This window comes from Streptomyces sp. NPDC052109 (assembly GCF_040680195.1).
Classification (GTDB): domain Bacteria; phylum Actinomycetota; class Actinomycetes; order Streptomycetales; family Streptomycetaceae; genus Streptomyces.
In genome coordinates, this window is sequence record NZ_JBFAWF010000031.1 from 1 (window position 1) to 19,615 (window position 19,615).

16 protein-coding genes and 1 pseudogene are annotated in these 19,615 nt (G+C 70.4%); 7 read left to right on the top strand and 10 right to left on the bottom strand.

The annotated features are described in order from the left end of the window. Nucleotides 1-105: 105 nt before the first annotated feature. Nucleotides 106-432 (bottom strand): annotated as a pseudogene (locus AB0L59_RS37905) (isochorismatase family protein); the annotation flags it as partial. A 101-nt stretch (nt 433-533) separates the two neighbouring features. Here AB0L59_RS37905 and AB0L59_RS37910 point away from each other — a divergent pair. Next, entirely contained in the window at nt 534-1,094 is a 561-nt protein-coding gene (locus tag AB0L59_RS37910) for a GNAT family N-acetyltransferase (RefSeq protein ID WP_365591493.1), read from the top strand. On the opposite strand, the gene AB0L59_RS37915 is transcribed toward AB0L59_RS37910, so the two are convergent. The 8 genes from AB0L59_RS37915 to AB0L59_RS37950 form a co-directional block, all read right to left on the bottom strand. Then, the gene (locus AB0L59_RS37915; protein WP_365591495.1) at nt 1,083-2,552 is read right to left on the bottom strand and encodes a type IV secretory system conjugative DNA transfer family protein; all 1,470 of its coding nucleotides are present in this window, start codon (nt 2,550-2,552) and stop codon (nt 1,083-1,085) included. The two genes, AB0L59_RS37910 and AB0L59_RS37915, sit on opposite strands and share 12 nt — an antisense overlap. Nucleotides 2,553-2,575: 23 nt before the next feature. Beyond that, nucleotides 2,576-3,988, bottom strand: coding sequence for an ATP-binding protein (locus AB0L59_RS37920; RefSeq protein ID WP_365591496.1), 1,413 nt, complete (start codon nt 3,986-3,988; stop codon nt 2,576-2,578). 14 nt (nt 3,989-4,002) lie between these two features. After that, entirely contained in the window at nt 4,003-5,562 is a 1,560-nt protein-coding gene (locus AB0L59_RS37925) for an SCO6880 family protein (RefSeq protein WP_365591498.1), read from the bottom strand. Beyond that, on the bottom strand, nt 5,559-6,905 hold the full coding sequence (locus AB0L59_RS37930; RefSeq protein ID WP_365591500.1) for a hypothetical protein: 1,347 nt from the start codon (nt 6,903-6,905) through the stop codon (nt 5,559-5,561). The genes AB0L59_RS37925 and AB0L59_RS37930 overlap by 4 nt, the downstream gene beginning before the upstream one ends. Continuing rightward, complete coding sequence (locus AB0L59_RS37935; RefSeq protein WP_365591502.1) at nt 6,895-7,725, bottom strand: hypothetical protein; 831 nt, start codon at nt 7,723-7,725, stop codon at nt 6,895-6,897. Before AB0L59_RS37935 ends, AB0L59_RS37930 begins: the two co-directional genes overlap by 11 nt. A 120-nt stretch (nt 7,726-7,845) precedes the next feature. Further along, complete coding sequence (locus AB0L59_RS37940) at nt 7,846-8,154, bottom strand: hypothetical protein (RefSeq protein ID WP_014673544.1); 309 nt, start codon at nt 8,152-8,154, stop codon at nt 7,846-7,848. A 961-nt stretch (nt 8,155-9,115) separates the two neighbouring features. Continuing rightward, nucleotides 9,116-10,483, bottom strand: a complete 1,368-nt coding sequence (locus tag AB0L59_RS37945) for a S53 family peptidase (RefSeq protein ID WP_365591503.1) — start codon at nt 10,481-10,483, stop codon at nt 9,116-9,118. A gap of 235 nt (nt 10,484-10,718) precedes the next feature. Next, nucleotides 10,719-11,333, bottom strand: a complete 615-nt coding sequence (locus AB0L59_RS37950) for a TetR/AcrR family transcriptional regulator (protein WP_365591505.1) — start codon at nt 11,331-11,333, stop codon at nt 10,719-10,721. 62 nt (nt 11,334-11,395) lie between these two features. On the opposite strand from AB0L59_RS37950, the gene AB0L59_RS37955 reads away from it, so the two are divergent. The 5 genes from AB0L59_RS37955 (at nt 11,396) to AB0L59_RS37975 (ending at nt 16,509) form a co-directional block, all read left to right on the top strand. Continuing rightward, nucleotides 11,396-12,295, top strand: a complete 900-nt coding sequence (locus AB0L59_RS37955) for an oxidoreductase (protein WP_365591507.1) — start codon at nt 11,396-11,398, stop codon at nt 12,293-12,295. A 213-nt stretch (nt 12,296-12,508) separates the two neighbouring features. Next, a complete protein-coding gene (locus AB0L59_RS37960) occupies nt 12,509-13,279 on the top strand; it encodes a trypsin-like peptidase domain-containing protein (protein WP_365591508.1) in 771 nt (256 codons plus the stop codon). A gap of 439 nt (nt 13,280-13,718) precedes the next feature. Then, entirely contained in the window at nt 13,719-14,726 is a 1,008-nt protein-coding gene (locus AB0L59_RS37965) for a bifunctional lytic transglycosylase/C40 family peptidase (RefSeq protein ID WP_365591509.1), read from the top strand. A gap of 247 nt (nt 14,727-14,973) precedes the next feature. Beyond that, nucleotides 14,974-15,678 (top strand): phosphatase PAP2 family protein, encoded by a 705-nt coding sequence (locus AB0L59_RS37970; RefSeq protein ID WP_365591510.1) that lies wholly within the window; start codon nt 14,974-14,976, stop codon nt 15,676-15,678. Nucleotides 15,679-15,765: 87 nt separating this feature from the next. Continuing rightward, nucleotides 15,766-16,509, top strand: coding sequence for a hypothetical protein (locus AB0L59_RS37975; protein ID WP_365591512.1), 744 nt, complete (start codon nt 15,766-15,768; stop codon nt 16,507-16,509). Between the two features lie 15 nt (nt 16,510-16,524). Here the strand turns inward: AB0L59_RS37975 and AB0L59_RS37980 are convergent, their stop codons facing one another. Next, nucleotides 16,525-18,081 carry an FAD-binding oxidoreductase gene (locus AB0L59_RS37980; RefSeq protein ID WP_365591514.1) on the bottom strand — a complete coding sequence of 519 codons (1,557 nt, stop codon included), beginning with the start codon at nt 18,079-18,081 and terminating at the stop codon, nt 16,525-16,527. Nucleotides 18,082-18,431: 350 nt separating this feature from the next. On the opposite strand from AB0L59_RS37980, the gene pstS reads away from it, so the two are divergent. Further along, on the top strand, nt 18,432-19,562 hold the full coding sequence (gene pstS / locus AB0L59_RS37985; protein WP_365591691.1) for a phosphate ABC transporter substrate-binding protein PstS: 1,131 nt from the start codon (nt 18,432-18,434) through the stop codon (nt 19,560-19,562). The last annotated feature ends 53 nt before the right edge of the window (nt 19,563-19,615 follow it).

Genomic DNA, 19,615 nt, shown 5'->3' on the forward strand with positions numbered 1-19,615 from the left:
ATGGTACTGCAGGGGGGACCCTGTGGGAGAGTAGGACGCCGCCGAACAATTCTTGGGAAAGGCCCACGCCACACGGCGTGGGCCTTTCTGCGTTTCCGAGCAGTCTCAGAAGGTCACTTCCGCCGTTTCCACGGTCCCGCCCCGCCGACCGGGGGCCTCGTGCCGCTTCCAGTAGAGGTTGGTGTGGGCGATCACCTGTTCCGGGGCCGGAGCGCCGTACTTGGTGAGGTCCTCCGTGGTGTGGGCGTCGGCGACCAGTGTCGCGTCGTAGCCGCGGACGATCGCGCCGTGCAGGGTGGAGCGGATGCAGACGTCCGTCTGGGCACCGGTGACGACGAGCCGGCCCACCTTGTGGCGTGCGAGCACGGTCTCCAACTCGGTGTCCTCGAAGGAGTCCGGGTAGTTCTTCGGGATCAGGGGCTCCGTGTCCTGAGTCGATGACGAGCAATGCCGTGTTCGGCCGCTCGGGCAGTGTTGTCATGTATCCACAATATGAGCTGCCACCGACGGCGGCCCCGCATTACGGTGCCCCCATGACTACCTTGACGAGCAATGGCTACGTGGTACGCGGCATACGGGCCACGGAGTGGGCGGAGGCGAAGCGGCTGCGGCTCGACGCGCTGCGGGACCCCGTTGCCCACCTGGCCTTTCTGGAGACCTACGAGGATGCCGTGGCCCGGCCCGACTCGTTCTATCAGGAACGGGCCGAGCGTTCTGCCCAGGAGGCCGGCGGGGCTCGGCAGTTCATCGCGGAGGCGCCCGACGGGACGTGGGTCGGTTCGGTCACCGTGCTCATCGAGGAAGCCGGGAGCACGGACTGGGCCGGGTTTCCGGTCGAGCGCCGGCAGGGACACGTGGTCGGGGTGTTCGTACGGCCCGGGCACCGAGGGAACGGGCTGATCCAGGCGCTGCTCGCGACCGGCGTGGCATGGGCCTGGGAGCGGGGTGCGGAGCGGGTGCGGTTGCTGGTGCACCAGGACAACGTCCGGGCCCAGGGTGCCTACCGGAAGGCCGGATTCGTGCCGAGCGGGGTGACCGTGCCGCTGGAGAACCATCCCGCGGATTCCGAGCTGGAATTCGTCCTAGACCGGTAGTTCCCGGTGCGGCCAGCGCGAGCGGGCCTGTTCGCGGGAGCGGAGCAGGGCGAGGGTCGGCAGGCCCTGATCGGCTCCGGTGGCGAGGAGGTCCGGGAGCTGGGGGAACGGGGCCACGGCCGCGATGTCGTCCAGCACCAGGGTGAGTGGTGGGTCGAGCCGACCGGAGGATGACCGTTCGGCCATGCGCCGGCCGCGCTCGACCACGCTGGAGACGAGGGCCGTCAGGAGGGGCATCGCGCCCGGGTTGCTCCTGGGGTCCTCGATGGATTCACCGACCACATAAAGCGTGCCCCCTTCGTGGACGAAGGAATCCAGGGTGAGCGCATCAGTTCGGTTGGGTGTGCAGGCCTCGCGGATGTTCACCGTGAAGAGCGCCGAGAGGGCGCGGCCGGTCAACTCCTGGGCGATGTCGCGGCGTTCGGGGTGGGCGGTGAGCGCGGCCTCGAGTTCGCCGGCGGCGCCGGGGGCGGCCTTGGGGTGGGTGCGGAGGGTGCGTACCGCGTCCTGGACCTGGGTGCCCTGGGACCAGCGGTGGACATGGCGGACGGTGCGGTTCTCCAGGGCGGCGGCGTGCAGATAGCTGCGCAGGAGTGTCAGTGCCGTGTCGGCCACCGCCTGGTCGATCTTGGCCGTGGGCTGTACGGGGGCGAGGAGGGCGGTGGCTCTGGTCAGCGCGGTCTCTTTGTCCTCGCACCCGGTGGTGGGGGACCAGTGGAGGCGGGCCGGGGTGTCGCAGAGATGGGTGGGGTCGTAGAGGAGGGTGGGACCGAGTTTGGCCCTGGCGTCCTTTGTCTCGGCCCAGAGGCCGGGGTCCGAGGTGACGACCAGGGTGGGTCCTTCCGCGTCGCGTACGGCCTGGGCTGCGGCCCTCTGGCGGGCTGCGGGGGGTGCGTAGAGCACGGGGCCCTCGGCGGGGCCGGCTTCCCACTCGCCCACCGGTTTGCCGTCGGCTGGAAGGGTGCCCGACTCCTGCGGCTGGGGTTCACTGCGAGGTGCGGGGACCTCATAGGGGGGTTGGGGCAGGGGGAGGTGTGGCACCGGCTGCGCGGTCTCCTTGACCGCTCCTGGCTGTTCCCTCCTCCGTGCCCTCCCCGCCCGCCACCGTGCCACCGCTCCCATCACGAACACGGTGAGGACGAAGAGGACCATCAGCTGGCCGATGAACAGGCCCCAGAACAGACCCCAGCCGGAGAGCTGGGCGGCGGGGGTGTCCGGCCAGGCGCCGGTGATGTCGTGGGGTGCGCCGATGAGGTGGCGCATGGCCAGGGGGGTGCGGATGAAGACGACGCCGTGGGGCCAGGCCCCCTTGGTGAAGAGGGCGGCGAGGCCCGTGGCCGTCCACACCAGCAGGGTCATGCCGAGGAGGAACGCGAGGATGCCGATCAGGAGGCCGTCGGGAATGCCGCCCTGGCCGTCCCGGCGGTCCGCGCGGTGATCGCGAGCGTCCGGTCTCACCCGTTCCTCCCCTGCCTCTGCCCCTATGCCACCGTCGACTCGGAGTCGCCCAGGTGCTGTTCCACGAAGGCCGCGGCCCGCTGTTCGGCCTCCAGCTCGGCGGCGCGCAGGGCGTCGTCGGCCGCGAGGTCGCTGGAGGACTCGGTCATCGCGCGGTCGGTGAAGACCAGCGGGCGTTCCGTCTCCGTGATCAGGTGTTTGACCACCTGAACGTTGCCGTTGACATCCCATACGGCGATGCCGGGCGTCAGTGTGGGGATGATTTCCACGGCCCATCGCGGCAAACCCAGCACCCGGCCGGTGGCTCGGGCCTCGTCCGCCTTCTGGGCGTAGATCGTCCTGGTGGAGGCCATCTTCAGGATGGCCGCCGCCTCCTTCGCCGCGGCGCCGTCGACCACGTCGGACAGGTGGTGGACCACCGCGACGAACGACAGACCGAGCCGGCGGCCGAACTTCAGCAGGCGCTGGAACAGCTGGGCCACGAACGGGCTGTTGATGATGTGCCAGGCCTCCTCGACCAGGAAGATGCGTTTCTTGCGGTCGGGGCGGATCCAGGTGTGCTCCAGCCACACGCCGACGATCGCCATGAGGATGGGCATGGCGATGGAGTTGCGGTCGATGTGGGAGAGGTCGAAGACGATGAGGGGGGCGTCCAGGTCGATGCCGACCGTGGTCGGGCCGTCGAACATGCCCCGCAGGTCACCGTCGACCAGCCGGTCCAGGACGAGCGCGACGTCGAGGCCCCAGGCCCGTACGTCGTCTATGGCGACGTTCATCGCCTCGGCCGACTCCGGCTCGGGGTGTCGTAGCTGCTCGACGATGTCGGTCAGCACCGGCTGGCGGTCGAGGATCGTCTCGTTGACGTACGAGTGCGCGACCTTCAGCGCGAAGCCGGCGCGTTCGTCGAGGCCGTGGCCCATCGCGACCTCGATGATGGTGCGCAGCAGCGCGAGCTGGCCGGTGGTGGTGATCGCCGGGTCCAGGGGATTCAGACGGATCCCGTGGTCCAGGGCGGCCGTCGGGTCCAGCCGGATCGGCGTTATCCCCAGCTCCTCGGCGATCAGGTTCCACTCGCCCACGCCGTCCTCGCCCTGGGCGTCCAGGACGACGACCTGGCGGTCCTTGAAGCGCAGCTGGCGCAGGACGTACGTCTTCTCGAGGGCCGACTTGCCGTTGCCGGACTCGCCGAGGACGAGCCAGTGCGGGGCCGGGAGCTGCTGGCCGTAGAGCTGGAAGGGGTCGTAGATGTAGCCCTTGCCGGAGTACACCTCGCGGCCGATGATGACGCCGGAGTCGCCCAGGCCGGGTGCGGCCGTGGGCAGGTAGACCGCCTGGGCCTGGCCCGTGGAGGTGCGCACCGGCAGCCGGGTCGTCTCGACCTTCCCGAAGAGGAAGGAGGTGAAGGCGTCGGTGAGGACGGACAGCGGATCCCGCATCGGCGAATCAGCCCCTACCTTCGGATGCCGGTGGCGAAGGGAAGTGTGTTCACGAAGGCGCGGTGGTGCTCTCGGTCGCACCACTCCAGCTTGAGGTACGACTTGCCGGCGGAGGCCCTTATCGTGCGCTTGTCGCGGTTGAGGGCGTCCGGGGTGCGGGAGGACACGGTGATGTAACCGACGAGGTTGACGCCCGCCGCGCCGCTCGCGAGGTCCTCGCCTCTCTGGTCGAGACGGTTGTGCGCGGCGACGTCGCGGGGGTCGACGGTCCGGTTCATCTTGGCGGCGCGGGAGGCCTCGGCCTCGTCGTTGGTCTTCTCGGTCAGCATGCGTTCGATGGCTACCTCGGTGGGTTCGAGATCCATCGTCACGGCGACCGTTCGGATGACGTCCGGGGTGTGCACGAGGAGGGGTGCGAGGAAGTTGACGCCCACCGGGGTCATCGGCCATTCCTTCACCCAGGCGGTGGCGTGGCACCAGGGGGCGCGGGTGTTGGACTCGCGGGTCTTCGCCTGGAGGTACGTGGGCTCCATGGCGTCGAGCTCGGCCGGCCAGGCGTTGCGCTGGGTCATCGCCTGGATGTGGTCGATGGGGTGGTCGGGGTCGTACATGGAGTGGATCAGGGATGCCAGCCGGCCCTGGCCCAGCGGCTGCCGCACCCGGATGTCGGCTTCCTGGAGCCGGGAGCAGATGTCGGTCAGCTCACGGGCCATGACGACGGCGAGCCCCGCGTCGCGGTCGACCTTGCCGCCGCGGGCGCGGACGGCACGGGCCATGGCGTTGGCCTCGGCGGCCAGCTCGCGGGAGTAGTGCATGCAGGCGACGAGGTAGGCGCGGTGCTGCTCGCTGCTGGTGGACACCATGGACTGCAGCTGGTCGTACGACTGCTGGAGCCAGCCCGGGGAGCGGTCGTCGCCGCGCAGGGCGACGTCCTTGGCGTGCGCGTCGGGGTCGGCGGGCAGGGTGCGGGCGAGCATCTGCAGCCGCGTCACGAAGCCGTCCCCGTTGGCGACGTGCTTGAGGAGTGTGCCGAAGCGGTCGACCAGGGCCTCCTGGTCCTCGGAGTCGCGCAGGCCGACGCCGGGACCTTCGATCTCGATGGCGGCGGTGACGGTTTTCCGGTCGGCGTGCAGGAGCACCGCGATCTCATCCGGCCCGAAGGGCGCGGCGAGCCAGGTGATCCGCCCGATGCCGGGAGGTGGCCCGACCTCGACCTCCCGCCCGTCGAGCGCGGTCCCGGCCTCCGCGGCGCCGGACCGGTAGACGGCGTTGCCGCCCTTGACGATGCGCTTGTAGCTGCGGTTGATCTCGAACCACTTGTAGAAGGTGCGGCGCTTGTACGGCACGTAGACCGCGGCGAGCGCGAGCAGCGGGAAGCCCATGAGCAGCACGATCCGCAGGGACAGGACCGGGACGAGAAGGCCGCACATCATGCCGAGGAACGCGCCCGCGATGATCAGCGCGATCTCGCCGGACTCGCGGTTCCGGCCGACGATCGCGTTCGGCCGGGCGCGGCCGATGAGATACGTACGGCGGGGCGTGACCGGATGGGACAGATGGGACTCGGTCGTCAACGCCCTTCACCTCCCGTGCGGTTGATGTTGCGGGTGTTGCTGGCGTGCGGGGTGTTGGCGGGGCTGGGCGCCCGGGGGGCGGGCGTGGCGGAAGGGACTGCTCCGCCGCCCCCGGTGGGGGTACGGCTGCTGTGTGCGGCGACACCGCCGGTGGCGGGGTTGGCGGGACGGGGGCTGCTGCTCTGCCCGCCTGCGGCTCCGTTGCTGTCGGCGCGGGTGCTGTGGGTCTTGATGCCCTGGGCGACGAGGGTGGCGGGGGAGCTGATGACGGCGGCGGCCTTGCTCTCGGCGCCCTGCATGATGCGGTTGTTGCGGCCGCTGGCGATGTCGTCGCCGAAGCCGGGGACGAAGCGGTAGATCATCGCGCTGGCAAAGATGGCGAGCAGGATGATGGCGAGGCCGGAGACGACAGCGGAGAAGGAGTCGGGGCCGTTGCCGCTGGACAGCGCGCCGGCGAGCCCCAGCACGATCACGATGACCGGCTTGACGAGGATGACGGCGATCATGATCCCCGCCCAGCGCCGTACGTGCCCCCACAGGTTCTTGTCGACGAGGCCGGCGTAGACGACGGTGCCGAGGAGGGCGCCGACGTAGAGGAGCGCGGCGCGGATGACCAGCTCCAGCCAGAGGACGCCGGCGGCGAGGATGCTGACCAGGGAGACGACGATCAGCATGATGGGGCCGCCGCCGATGTCGGTGCCCTTGCCGAGGGCGCCGGAGAAGGTGCCGAAGAAGGTGTCGGCCTGGTCGCCGGTGGCCCGGGCGAGGACGTCGGTGACGCCGTCGGTGGCCGACACGACGGTGTACAGGATCAGCGGGGTGAAGGCGGAGGCGAGCACGGTCAGCCACAGGAAGCCGACGGCTTCGGAGATGGCGGTGGTGAGCGGCACACCGCGCACCGCGCGCTTGGCCACGGCGAGGAGCCACAGCAGGAGGGTGAGGATCGTGGACGCGGCGAAGACGATGGCGTACTGCTGCAGGAACTTGGGGTTGGTGAAGTCTACGTTGGCGGTTTCCTTCACGGCTTTGCTGAGCTTGTCGATCGTCCAGGAAGCAGCTTCGGCACAGCCCTTGGCCAGGGAGGACAGCGGGTCGAGAGTGGAGGTGTCGGGGACGTTGGCACCGCCGGATCCGCTGGAGGTGTTGCCGCGTTCGCAGTACTTCCTGGCCTCGCCGGAGATGACGTCGCAGTTGTACTTGCTCTTGGAGGGTGAGGGCGACGGGCCGCCGGAAGGGGTGGGCGAGGGTGCGGCGAAGGCGCGCGTGGCCAGCAGAACGGCCGTGGTCTGTACGGCTGTCACGGCTCCGGCGAGCTTGAGCGCACGTCGCGGGTTACCGGGCATACGTGAACCCTCCGTACTGTTCGATGGCCTTGCTGATCTCGTCGGAGGTGGCGGCCTTGTCGTCACCTGGGACCGGTGCGGGGCCGTCCTTCTGGGTGTCGGCGGCGATCTTCCAGTCGCCGTCGGACCACTGCAGGTCGAACGTCCATGTCTTCCAGGACGAGGTGACGGGGTCGGTGGAGGAGCTGCCCGCCATGCCGATGAGGCCCATGTACCAGACCGCTACCTTGGCGTGGTCGTCCGCGTAGAGCTGCACCGTCGTGCCGATCGGGACCACCCGGGAGACGAACGTACTGCCCTTCGGCGGGTTGCCCTCGGAGTCGAGGCCCATTTGGGCGAGGAAGTCGGTCGAGTAGGCCTGGTCCATCGGGCCCTCGAGCCGAGTCGCGGCTCCGGAGGTGTAGAGGAGGTGCAGGAGCGCGTCGCGACTGTCCTTGTTGAACATGCCCGTTGAGCCCAGCGCCACCGCGTAGTTCGACGCCGCGCTCTGCGCTCCCTGCTCCGTGTGGGCGAACCCTGTAGGTACGCCGGCGGACTTGGTGTCTACGGGGCGCGTTCCACTGGGGGCCGTGGGAGCGGCCCCCGGCTTGTCGGACTTCGTCGTCGAGCCGTCGGCGGACGAATGGTCCCCTCTGTTGGCGAAGGCGATCGCCGCGATGAGGAGGACCACCACGCCTACCACCGTGACCAGGCTGCGGGAGGAGGAGCGGCGGGGGCCCCGGCGGGGGGCGCCGCCGTAGGGGTCGCCCTCGGGGAGGCGGGTGCGGGTGTGGCCCGTGTCGCCGTAGTCGGCGTATGCCTGTTCGTCTCCGGGATTCATGCTGTGTGCACTCCCTCACCCTCGTAGGCATACGACGGTAGCCGTGCTGGTTCCCGCGCGGGCGCGGTGTGGTGACTCGACATCAGGGAGACGCAACCTCAGCCGGAAGGAAGAACGGGGTCAGACCGCCATGCCGTACACGATGGTGAACAGGGTGCCGAGGGAGCCGATGATGAAGACCCCGGTCAGGCCGGCGATGATGAGGCCCTTGCCCTGTTCGGCGCTGAAGGTGTCCCGGAGGGCCGTGGCGCCGATGCGCTGCTTGGCCGCGCCCCAGACCGCGATGCCGAGGCAGAGAAGGATGGCTACGGCCATCACCACCTCGATCATCACCTTGGCCTCGTTGCCCAGGCTGCCGAAGGGGCCCCAGTCCGGAGCGATCCCGCCGATGATGGTGTTGATGTCTCCCTTGTCGGCCGCAAAGAGCATGTAAGTCACCGCCCCTGGTGGGTAGTTCCGCTGGCCCCCTGCGGGGTGCAGAGGTCAGGACTCATTGTCGCCGACAACGCCGCCAACGTATGTCGACTTGACGTCATTGACTGGCGGGTTTCGTACGAATAGCTCGTACGGTCACTCTGTGTATCACGGCAGGTCACGCCGGGCAACGAGGTCCGACCGGAACCTGTGGTGTGGTTCCGTCGTTGTCCTCCTCTACGACCTGGCGCGGTATCTGACGGCCGGTCGGGTGAGGCGTCGAGATGATGTTCTCATGGGCGGGGGAGGGGAACCGGACAAGGCCCCGACGGCGGTGCCGTGGAGGCCTGGTGGCGTGCGGGGTTGACGCGGGGTCAGCCGGTGGGAGGCCGCGGTGCCCTGCGGGGTGCCCCGGCCGGGTCGCTGCTGTTCGGCGGGGTGCCGGCGAGGGCGTGGACGCCGCCGACGAGGGGCGAGCCGGCTGGTGCCGCCGAAGGTGTACCGGCCGGCCCGTCACTCCGTAGGAGCTCCGACGGCCCGGCGGCCGGCGTCTCGGTCCGCGGGGCGGGGGCTCCTCGGCCCGGCCGCTGTCGGCGGAGGGCGGGGAGCCGGTGGAGCCGGTCCGGCTGACCTTCTTGAAGCGGCCGTTGGAGGTGGTGCGGGAGGACAGGCCGTAGGACGAGCGGTACTTCGCCGGATCGGCCTCGGCGTTGGCGCGGGCCGACCGTCCCCCCGAAGGCCGCCGGCGCCTCCGCCCCCTCCGGCTACGCCCCTCCGACCTCTCAGGAGAGCGGTGCCGGGACGGCGCACGACCGGCTCGATTCACGGCTGTCGCAGCGGGAGTTGGGCAGGGAAAACGGGCCGCGGCCGGCTGCCGCGGCCCGTCCTCCTTTCCGTGCCGCCGAGGGGACCCCACGTCCCCCTCATCCGGCGGCTCCCCGTGACCCGACGGGGTGGTCACCCGTGTGCGTGGGGCTCAGCTCGCGCCGAAGGCGTCCGTGCCCTGCGGGGTGCCCCAGCCGGTCGGGCCGTCGTAGCCCGACCTGGCGGTGCAGAAGTAGCTGGTGGAGCAGCTGCCGTTGCTGCCGCTGATGACGTCGTTCAGCGCGGAGGTGCCGGCCGCACGGTACGGGTACTGGGCCGGGTAGTCGCTGCTGCCCGGGGTGCCGGCCAGGGCGTACACCGAGGCGATGAGCGGCGCGGAGGCGCTGGTGCCGCCGTAGGTGTTCCAGCCGGTGCCGTCGGAGCCGTAGGTGTCGTAGACGGAGACGCCGGTGGCGGGGTCGGCCACGGCGGACACGTCGGCGATCATGCGCTTGGCGCAGCCGCTGTCGGTCTGCCAGCTGGGCTTGGCGTCGTAGGCGGAGCAGCCGGAGCCGGTGCCCTCGGTGCTGGAGGTGTTCCAGACGGACTCGGTCCAGCCGCGGCTGTCGGAGGACGTCGACAGCGAGGTGCCGCCGACCGCGGTGACGTACCGGGAGGCGGCCGGGTACTCGGCGCCGTAGCCCTCGTCACCGGCGCTGGCCGTGATGGCGACGCCCGGGTGCTTGTAGTACGAGGTGTCGTACGTGGTGTCGGAGGAGGACTCCGAGCCGCCGTAGCTGTTGGAGACGAACTTGGCGCCCAGCTTGACGGCCTCGTTCACCGCGGTGCCCAGGTTGGCGTCGGACGCGGACTTCGCCTCGACCAGCAGGATGTCGCAGTTCGGGCAGGTCGCGCTGACCATGTCGAGGTCGAGGGAGATCTCGCCGGCCCAGCCGCTGTCGGCGGAGGGCAGGGAGGTCGTGGAGCCGGTCTGGCTGACCTTGGTGAAGCAGCCGTTGTCGCTGGTGCAGTCCGGCAGGCCGTAGTACGAACGGTAGGCCGCGAGGTCGGACTCGGCGTTCGGGTCGTCGTAGGCGTCGACGATGGCGACGGTCTCGCCCGAGCCGTTCGCGGAGGCGGCATCGGTCAGGCCGTACGCCGACTGGATGTCGCTCGGGCCGTAGCCGGTCGGGGAGTCGGCGGCGGCGTCGGGCTTCACGGTCTTGGGGGTGATGCCCTTCAGCGCCGCCTGCTTCTCCATGAAGGCGGTGGTGCCGCCGGTGACGCGCAGCGCGTCGCAGGCGGCGTAGCCCTTCTTCGGGGTGGTGCCGCACGCCTTCTCGTAGCGCACGTGGGCCTTGGCGACCTGGGCGGCGACGGACTCCGCGGTCACCCTGTGGCCCGTGGCGGCGGTCTGCGCGTTCGCGTGTGCCGCGGTGCCGAGTCCGGCGATGACCAGCGCGGCGGTGGCCGCGGCGGCCGAGCCGACGCGGCTCCATCTGCCGCGTATGTGGGGGAAGTCGGGGGTGGTCGTACGCAAGGTACAGCCTCCTGTGAGTGGTGGACAGAGGCCTGCGGGTGTGGGGGTTCCACCGGTGGGTGACCGGTGGGGGCGGCGGCCCGTGTCGACCATCGCTTGTTGAGTACGCGACAACAAGCGGCTTTCGGATTTCTGACTTCCGCGTTACTCAAGGCGGTTGGGGGCTTACTGATCAATGGCAGTGTGCTGGGTGGCGCTTGACCGCGTGCACAGGTTGGGCCGGTGCCGCGTGGGGTCAGCGCGGCTTGAGGCCGTGCAGCAGCAGGTGGACGTGTTCGTCCAGGCCGCTCATCGCCTCGTCGGCGTCGAGTGCGCAGCTGGCGATGAGGGCGGCGAGGCCGTGCAGGCTCGCGGCGGCGACCGTCGTGATCCGCTCGGGGTCACCCGCGACGATCTCGCCCCGTTCCTGAGCGTCCGCGATCATCCGGGTGAAGGAGCCGAGGGACTCGTCGACGGCCGCGGCGAGCTGGGCGGAGCTGTCGGGGTCGTGCTTGCGGGCGAACATCAGCTCGAGCAGCTCGGGGTTCTCGACGGCGAAGCCGAGGTAGGCGCGGGCGAGGGCGGCCATCCGTCCCTCGAAGGTGAGGGCGGAGTCCGCGGTGGCCGCGTCCAGGGCCTGGTTCAGGCGCTCGTACCCGTCCAGCGCGAGGGCGTCGACGAGGGCCTGCTTGTCCTTGAAGTGCCGGCCCGGAGCCGCGTGGCTCACGCCGATGTCACGGGCCAGTTCGCGCAGGGAGAGGGCGCCGGCCCCTTTGGCACGCAGGGTGCGCTCGGCGCTCTTGAGCAGGGCGGCGCGCAGGTCTCCGTGGTGGTAGGGGCGGTTCGCGGGGGCGGAGGACATGCGCGGCATGCGTGCCATCGTATCCGGATGTTGTCGTTGACAGCTTTGTTGTCGGTGCCTACATTCGGGACATGGCTGATGCGAAATGGAATGCGACCCACCTCCCCGACCTGACCGGCCGTACGGCCGTGATCACCGGCGCCAACAGCGGTCTCGGCCTCGCGACCGCCGAGGCGCTGGCCCATGCCGGGGCGCACGTGGTGTTCGCCGTACGGGACCTCGCTCGGGGCGGCGCCGCCGCGGCGAAGGTGGACGGCAGCACCGAGGTGCGCCGCCTGGACCTGGCCGACCTGGACTCGGTGCGCGAGTTCGCGGACGCCTGGGACCGCCCGCTGGACCTGCTGATCAACAACGCGGGCGTGATGATGCTGCCGGAGCAGCGCACCAAGCAGGGCTTCGAGATGCAGTTCGGCACGAACCACCTCGGGCACTTCGCGCTGACCAACCTGCTGCTCCCGCACATCACGGACCGGGTGGTGACGGTGTCCTCCGGCCTCCACCGCGGCGGCGACGGAGCGATTCACTTCGCCGACGTCAACCTGCGCGGCCGCTACACCCCGACCCGCGCCTACGCCCAGTCCAAGCTGGCGAACCTGCTGTTCACCCTGGAACTCCAGCGCCGCCTCACCGAGTCCGGCTCCTCCGTCCGCGCCCTCGCCGCCCACCCCGGCTACGCGGCCACCAACCTCCAGAGCCACCATGCGAACCCGCTGGCCAGGGCCCTCATGGCGGTCGGGAACAAGGTCTTCGCGCAGAGCGACAAGGCCGGCGCCCTGCCCACCCTCTACGCCGCGAGCCAGGACCTCCCCGGCGCCTCCTACGCCGGCCCCTCCGGTCTCGGTGAGATGCGCGGCGCCCCCACCCTGGTCGGCCGCAGCGCGGCGGCCGGCGATCCGGCGGCGGCGCGGCGGCTGTGGACGCTGTCCGAAGAGCTGACCGGGGTGGAGTGGCAGCTGAAACCGGCCGGATGACCGTGACGTTCCGTGATCATCGCTGGTCGGGGCTGTCGATGGGTGATGCGGAAGCGGGGTGCGGAGCCGGCCGGTTCCCGTGGGGAGGCGTCGCGCCGGGGCCGGGACTTCCCCGGTCGGCGGACGAGATCAGCGCCCATCAGGAGGTTTCACAGGAAAATCTCAGTTAAGTCGCAGCGGGATTCTCACCTACGTGGGGGACAGTGAGAACTGATGAAGCGCATCTCACGCATCACGGTCACCTCACGTCCCGCGTTGCTGGGCGCTGTGGTGATGCTCGCCGTGACCTCGGCGTCCGTGGCGTCCGCCGATGACGGGCCGGGGCCCTTCGGGGTCACCGCCGACGTCGTCGCGACCCGGCGGACGGTGCGGGTCGGCGCGCTGTTCGGCGCCGACCGGGCCGACAAGCTGCCCGGCGGGCACTTCTGCACGGCCTCGGTCGTGGACAGCCCGAAGGGCAACCTCCTCGTCACCGCCGCACACTGCGTGGACGGCGCCGCCAGCAAACTGGTGTTCGCACCGGGCTACCGGGACGGGCAGGCACCGTACGGGGTGTGGAAGGTGGGCAAGCGCTACCTGCCCGACGGGTGGGCCAAGGACAAGGACGAGGACAGCGACCTGGCCTTCGTGAGCGTCGAGAACCTGCACGGCAAGCCGATCGAGGACGCGGTGGGCGCCAACCGGTTCACCGCCGGCACGGCCACCGGCGCCACGGCCGTGACCGTCATCGGCTATCCCGACTCCCGCGACGTGCCCATCAGCTGCACCAACAAGCCGAAAGCGCACAGCAGGACCCAGCAGCGCATCGACTGCCCCGCCTTCACCGGCGGCACCAGCGGCAGCCCCTGGATCAACGGCGACGACCAGGTCGTCGGCGTCCTCGGCGGCCATGAGCAGGGCGGCTCGACCGACGACGTGTCGTACAGCGTGGTGCTGGGCAAGGGGGCGGCCGAGCTGTACAAGGACGCCACGGCGAACGGCTGACGGCCGAGCCTCGCCCACCGTGCCGTACCACCTGATCCCGCGCCGGCAGTCGCCGGACTTCTCGGCCGCGTCGGGGTACGAGACGATCGGCCGCCTCATGCCCTGAGTGCCCTTGTTCGCTGAGCCGAGGAGCTCCGGGCCGGCGTGCGACGCGCGGTACCGCCCCGGGCGTCTCCGGCGGGGCAACGGATCAAGAGCCCGAGGCGCCCGGGTCCCGCCCGTTCACGAGGACCGGCCCCGTTGACGTATCCGTGCCGTGCGAACGGGCCGCCAAGTCACCCACGAGTCCTGGAACGTCGCCGTCATGGCGGCGCCGGCCGCAGCGCCCGCGGTGGTGTGTGCGTGGTATGCCGGCCGTGCGGCGGGTCCGGGGTCCTCGTGCGGCAAGGCGGTCCGCTCATACACTGCTGCGGGTGGACTGGCCGGTGGCGAGGGGCGGTTGACGGTGCGTAAGGCGTGGGTCGTCGGCGGTGCCCTCGTGGGGGCCGGCATGGGTTTCGTCATGCTGCTCGTCATCGGGGTGTACGTCGTCGCCGGGAACCTCGTCGACGGAGTGACCTCGGGAAGCCGCGGACTCGCCAAGGGGGCCGTGCCGGCCGCCTACAAGACGCTCGTGCAGAAGTGGGGCAATCTGTGCCCGGCGCTCACCCCGGCGTTGCTCGCCGCCCAGCTGTACCAGGAGAGCGGCTGGAACCCCACGATCGTCAGCCCGGCCGACGCGCGCGGCATCGCCCAGTTCATCCCCAGCACCTGGGCCACGCACGGCATCGACGGCAACGGGGACGGCAAGCGGGACGTCTGGGACCCCAACGACGCGATCCCGTCGGCCGCTTCGTACGACTGCGAGCTGGCGAAGTACGTCAAGGACGTCCCCGGCAACGTCTCCGACAACATGCTCGCCGCCTACAACGCCGGTGCCTACCGCGTCATAAGGGCCGGCGGCGTCCCGGCGATCAGCGAGACGCAGAACTACGTCAAGCGGATCCGCAGCCTGGAGCAGAGCTTCGCCGCGCCCGTCAGCCGCATCGACCCCACCCAGCAGGCCGCCGGTGCCATCGCGTTCGCGCAGGGCAAGCTCGGCACGCCCTATCTGTGGGGCGGTGAGGGGGCGGCCGAGCAGGGCGGACGCTTCGACTGCTCGGGACTGACCCAGGCCGCGTACGCGAAGGTCGGGATCAGCCTGCCGCGTGTGGCCAACGACCAGTACAACGCCGGGCCGCATCCCTCGCGGAACGAGTTGCTCCCCGGCGACCTGGTGTTCTTCTCCACCGACCTCAGCGACTCGCGGGCCATCCACCACGTGGGGATCTACGTCGGGGGCGGGTACATGATCGACGCGCCGCGCACCGGTGCCGTCATCCGGTTCGACCCCATCGACACGCCCGATTACTTCGGCGCCACCCGCGTCACCGAAGAGGGCGCGAAAGCACTCCCCACGGCGGTTTGAGGCGGTGTGAACCGAGCGTAAACCCATCCCCTGAGCTGCGGTGATGCGTCTCTCTTCGATAACGTCTGCGTGATCATTCAGTGGAGAGTGGAACGTATTGATGGGGACCGTGCGTTCCTGTTGACGTAGCCGAGCGGACGTCAGTGCGGGCAGTAGGGCAGTACAGCGGAAGCGGATCTACGAACCACGGGGGCAGGAGCGACGCACACGAGGTGCGTCCGGCAGACGACGAAGGGGCCGCAGCACCATGGCTGTACTCGCCGAATCCGGATCGAACCCCGACGTCGGCCTGCTCTACGACATCAACGGCCTGGCCGAGGACGCCCCGCACTGGTTCGACCGGGTCATGGAGTTCCTCGGTGAGTACGGCCTGTTGCTCGCCATGGCCCTGCTGGTCCTGTGGTGCTGGTGGTCCGTGCGGCGCCGGGGCGGCGAGGACGCCGCGTCCTGCGTCGCCGCGCTGGTGTGGGCGCCGCTCGCGGCCGGTATCGCCCTGGCCGTCAACATCCCGATCCGGGGCTTCGTGGAACGGCCCCGTCCCTTCGTCGACCACCAGGGGCTGGACGTCCTCGTCTCCGGCAAGACCGACTTCTCCTTCGTCAGCGACCACGCGACCATCACCATGGCGCTGGGGGTGGCCCTCTTCGTCGCCAACCGCCGTTTCGGCCTCGCCGGGATCGGGCTCGCGCTGCTGGAGGGGTTTTGCCGGGTCTACATGGGGGTGCACTATCCGACGGACGTCGTCGGCGGGTTCGCGCTCGGCACGGCCGTCGCGCTGCTGCTGTCCCCGCCGGCCATGGCGCTGCTCACACCGCTGATGCGGGCGGTGGAGGGATCGCCCCGGGCGGGGTGGGTGGTACGGAGGCGCGCGGGCGGACCCGGCAGCCGTGACGCCCTGCTGCCCGGGGCCCGTACGGCGGTGGAAGCGGAAGAACGGGACCTGGCGGCGTAGCCCTGCGCTCGGGCCGGCCGGCCTGCCGCGCTGGTTCCCCGGAAACCCCCGCGCGTGCCTGCTCGTTCAGCCGTACCCTCCCCTCCCATGACCAAGTTCTACGCCACGGTGTGTCTGCCGCCCACCGCGCCCCGCAAGGTGCCGGAGGCACTCGCGGCGGCGATGGCGCCGTACGACTGGAACCTCTCCGAGAACGGCAATCCGGCCGGTGAGTGGGACTGGTGGCTGCTCGGGGCTGCCGAGGAGGCGCCCCTCCTCGTGCGGCCCGAGTGCGACGGCGACCGTCGGCTGATCACCGCCTCCACCGTCCCGCGCCGCAAGGCCGAGCTGGCGGCGCTCGGGCCGCTGGAGTGCCACGGAGGGCCCCGCGGGCTGCTCGACTTCACGGTCATGCGGCGGCGGGCCGTACGGGAACACGACGCGATGACCGAGGCATGGCGGGAACTGAGTGGCCAGTTCCCGCCGGCCCGGCCGCTCGCGGAGTTCGTCGCCCGGCACGAGGCCGACCCCGGCGGGTATCCGATGGACCGGGCGACGCGGGAGCATCTCGCCCAGCCTCTGGTGCAGGAGGTGGCCCAGCGGGCGGTCCGCGGTGACGACCCCCACTTCGGCATGAGGTTCCTGCTCGAGGACCCCGTGACCTACTTCACGGTCGACCACGACCGGGCCCGGCAGGCGATCACGCTGCGCGCGGTGCCCGGTCACGCCCTGCTGACCCTGGACGGCACCTGGGACGACGACCACACCGAGGGGTACCCGGAGCGGGCCAACGCCTACCTCGAAGATCTCGATCCCGAAGCCGTCGTCGCCGAGGTGCTCTGCCACACCTGAGCCGGGCAGCGGCGGCTACAGCCCCTGCGTGTAGGAGAAGAAGCGCTGCGGGTCGTACTGCTTCTTCACCTTCCCCAGCCGCGTCACCGCGTCGCCGTAGTACGCCTTCTTCCAGTCCGTCAGCGTCGGGTCGGTGTAGTTCTGGTACGCCGCGCCGGAGGCGTAGGGCTTCATCGCGTTGTGCGCCGAGGTCAGCCAGGACTGGGCGGTGCCGCCGGAGGCTCCGGCGCCCCAGGACGCGATGTACTGGGCCAGCATCCGGGAGCGGCGGTGGACGAAGGCCGTCGCCGTGGGGGAGACACGGTTGACCGCGCCGCCGAGGGCGGTGAACGCGATGCTGCCGGCGCCGCCCCGCACCGAGGCGATCTGCCCCAGCACCGTCTGGATGCCGGCCGAGGACAGGGAGCGGTCGAAGAAGTCCGAGCGGGCCGCGTACGTCTCCCGGCCCAGCCTGCCCTGGGGGGAGCGGCCCGGCGTGGGGCCGGGCAGATGGCACTGGGCGTCGGCGGAGAAGGAGGAGCAGCCGGCGTAGATCTCCATCGCCTCCTCATAGCCCCGGCGGCGCAGGGTGACGGAGGAGGCGTTGGCGCCGGCCGCGTGGGCCAGGCGGTCCACGGCGTTCTGCAGCTCGCCGTAGGTACCGAGGGAGAAGCAGGCCACGGAGATGGTCGGGGTGCGGCCCGGCGAGCACTCCAGGTGCAGGGAGGACCAGATCTCGTCGGGCTGGCCCGGCCCCCACTCCTGCCAGGCCTTGAGCACCGCGGCCGCCTTCGCCCACGGCCAGGTCATGTACGCGGTCACCGCCTGCGGTGCCGGGTGGGTCTTGAACTGCAGCTCGGTGACGACGCCGAAGTTGCCGTTGCCGGCGCCGCGCAGCGCCCAGAAAAGGTCGGAGTGGGAGGAGGCGTTCGCGGTCACTTGGGTGCCGTCGGCCGTGATGACCGTCGCCTGGGTGAGGCTGTCGCAGGTCAGGCCGTAGGCACGGGAGGCGACGCCGTGACCGCCGCCGAGCACCAGGCCGGACACGCCGACGGTGGGGCAGGAGCCCGCGGGTATGGTCACGCCCTTCGCGGCCAGCCCCCGGTAGACGTCGATCAGCTTGGAGCCGGCGCCGACGACCGCCGTCCCGCCGGAGACGCGTATGCGGTTCAGCCGGGAGACGTCGAGGATGAGGCGGCTGTCGCCGGAGGAGTAGCCCGCGTAGGAGTGGCCGCCGTTGCGTATGGAGACCCGGACGCCGTGGGCCTGGGCGTAGGCGAGGGTCGTACGGATGTCGTCGGCGTGCGCCACGTAGGCGACCGCCGCGGGCTTGAGGCCGTCGAAGCGGGTGTTGTACAGCTGGTGGGCCGTCGTCCAGCTCGCGTCGCCGGGCCGCACGAGGGTGCCGTCCAGGTCATGGGCGAGGGCCGTCCAGTTCGCCGCGGCGTTCGCGCTGGTGGTTTTGAGTGACGTGAGGGACGATGAGCCCGTGGTCGCCGTAGCGGTGGACCTGCCCGGGCCCGAGCTGCAACCGGTGAGCGCGGTCGCAGCCAGTGCCGCCGTGCCGCCCGCGATGAACGTACGCCGTTCCATGCTCATCGTCGTGTGTCGCCTTTCCGCAGGCCCCCTTGGCCTTTCCTGGGGTGAGACGACCCGGTGGACGCGTTGGTTCGTAACAGTTCGCACACAGGGAAACGAACGCCGAAGACGGGTGCGTGTAACCCGGCGGTCGGGACCTGGGTGTGCCCTCCCCGTAAGCGTTCCGTGACCTAACCGGGCCGACGGCAGGGGTTCACCTCTCGTTCACTTCCGGCCATCGGCGGCTTCACCTGTTCTGCCTAATTTCGGCCGTGCACGGTGCGGAGCGCGGCCATATGCGCTCGCGCTACCTCCATACCTCGCACGCCGCCGACAGCGGCGGCTCCTGGAAGGAACTCCCGAAAGTGAAGCTTCAGCGCAAGAACCGGCTGCGCGCCCTTTCGCTCGGTGCGATCGCCGTCTCCGGCGCCCTGGCCCTGACGGCGTGCGGCTCCGACGACACTGGTGGCGGTAGCAAGGCCTCGGGCAACCCGTCCGGTTCTGCCGCCAACTCCGCGATCAAGTGCGACAACGCCAAGGGGCAGCTGCTCGCCGACGGCTCCTCCGCGCAGAAGAACGCGATCGACGCCTGGGTCAAGGAGTTCTCCCAGGCTTGTGGCGTGCAGATCAACTACAAGGGTGGCGGCTCCGGCGCCGGTGTCACCTCCTTCAACCAGGGTCAGCTCGCCTTCGCCGGTTCCGACTCCGCGCTGAAGCCGGACGAGGTCACGGCCTCCCAGAAGGTCTGCTCCGGCGGCCAGGGCATCGACCTGCCGATGGTCGGCGGCCCGATCGCCCTCGGTTACAACGTCCCGGGTGTCGACAACCTGGTCCTGGACGCCCCGACGATCGCCAAGATCTTCGACAGCAAGATCAAGAACTGGAACGACCCGGCGATCAAGAAGCTGAACCCGTCGGCGAAGCTCCCGGACCTGAAGATCCAGGCCTTCCACCGCTCCGAGGACTCCGGCACCACGGACAACTTCACCAAGTACCTGATCGCCACCACCCCGGCCAACTGGAAGTACTCCGGCGGCAAGGCCTGGCAGGCGCAGGGCGGCCAGGCGGCCTCCGGCTCCGCCGGTGTGGCCCAGGGCGTCAAGCAGAACTCCGGCGCGATCGGCTACTTCGAGCTGTCCTACGCCAAGGACATGAACACCGTCGCCATCGCCACCGGCGCCAAGGCCCCGGTCAAGCCCTCCGTGGAGACGGCCACCGCCGACATCGCGGCCGCCAAGGTCGTCGGTACCGGCAAGGACCTGTCGCTGAAGCTGGACTACGCCACCAAGGCCGAGAACGCCTACCCGATCACCCTGGTGACGTACGAGATCGTCTGCGACAAGGGCAACAAGGCGGACACCCTGCCCGCCACCAAGGCCTTCCTCGGCTACATCGCCAGCGAGGACGGCCAGAAGGTGCTGTCGAGCAACGACTACGCCCCGATCCCCGACGAGATCATCAGCAAGGTTCGCACCACCATCGCGGGCCTGAGCTGATCTGATCCGAAAGTGCGGCCCGGCGCCCGTACGGGCCGGGCCGCACCGTCCGG

What these genes read in the sequence shown, in the direction of transcription:
- AB0L59_RS37910 (WP_365591493.1), top strand. Translation starts at nt 534, where the DNA reads ATGACTACCTTGACGAGCAATGGCTACGTGGTACGCGGCATACGGGCC.
- AB0L59_RS37920 (WP_365591496.1), bottom strand. Translation starts at nt 3,988, where the DNA reads ATGCGGGATCCGCTGTCCGTCCTCACCGACGCCTTCACCTCCTTCCTC.
- AB0L59_RS37930 (WP_365591500.1), bottom strand. Translation starts at nt 6,905, where the DNA reads ATGCCCGGTAACCCGCGACGTGCGCTCAAGCTCGCCGGAGCCGTGACA.
- AB0L59_RS37935 (WP_365591502.1), bottom strand. Translation starts at nt 7,725, where the DNA reads ATGAATCCCGGAGACGAACAGGCATACGCCGACTACGGCGACACGGGC.
- AB0L59_RS37940 (WP_014673544.1), bottom strand. Translation starts at nt 8,154, where the DNA reads ATGCTCTTTGCGGCCGACAAGGGAGACATCAACACCATCATCGGCGGG.
- AB0L59_RS37950 (WP_365591505.1), bottom strand. Translation starts at nt 11,333, where the DNA reads ATGCCGCGCATGTCCTCCGCCCCCGCGAACCGCCCCTACCACCACGGA.
- AB0L59_RS37955 (WP_365591507.1), top strand. Translation starts at nt 11,396, where the DNA reads ATGGCTGATGCGAAATGGAATGCGACCCACCTCCCCGACCTGACCGGC.
- AB0L59_RS37960 (WP_365591508.1), top strand. Translation starts at nt 12,509, where the DNA reads ATGAAGCGCATCTCACGCATCACGGTCACCTCACGTCCCGCGTTGCTG.
- AB0L59_RS37970 (WP_365591510.1), top strand. Translation starts at nt 14,974, where the DNA reads ATGGCTGTACTCGCCGAATCCGGATCGAACCCCGACGTCGGCCTGCTC.
- AB0L59_RS37975 (WP_365591512.1), top strand. Translation starts at nt 15,766, where the DNA reads ATGACCAAGTTCTACGCCACGGTGTGTCTGCCGCCCACCGCGCCCCGC.
- AB0L59_RS37980 (WP_365591514.1), bottom strand. Translation starts at nt 18,081, where the DNA reads ATGGAACGGCGTACGTTCATCGCGGGCGGCACGGCGGCACTGGCTGCG.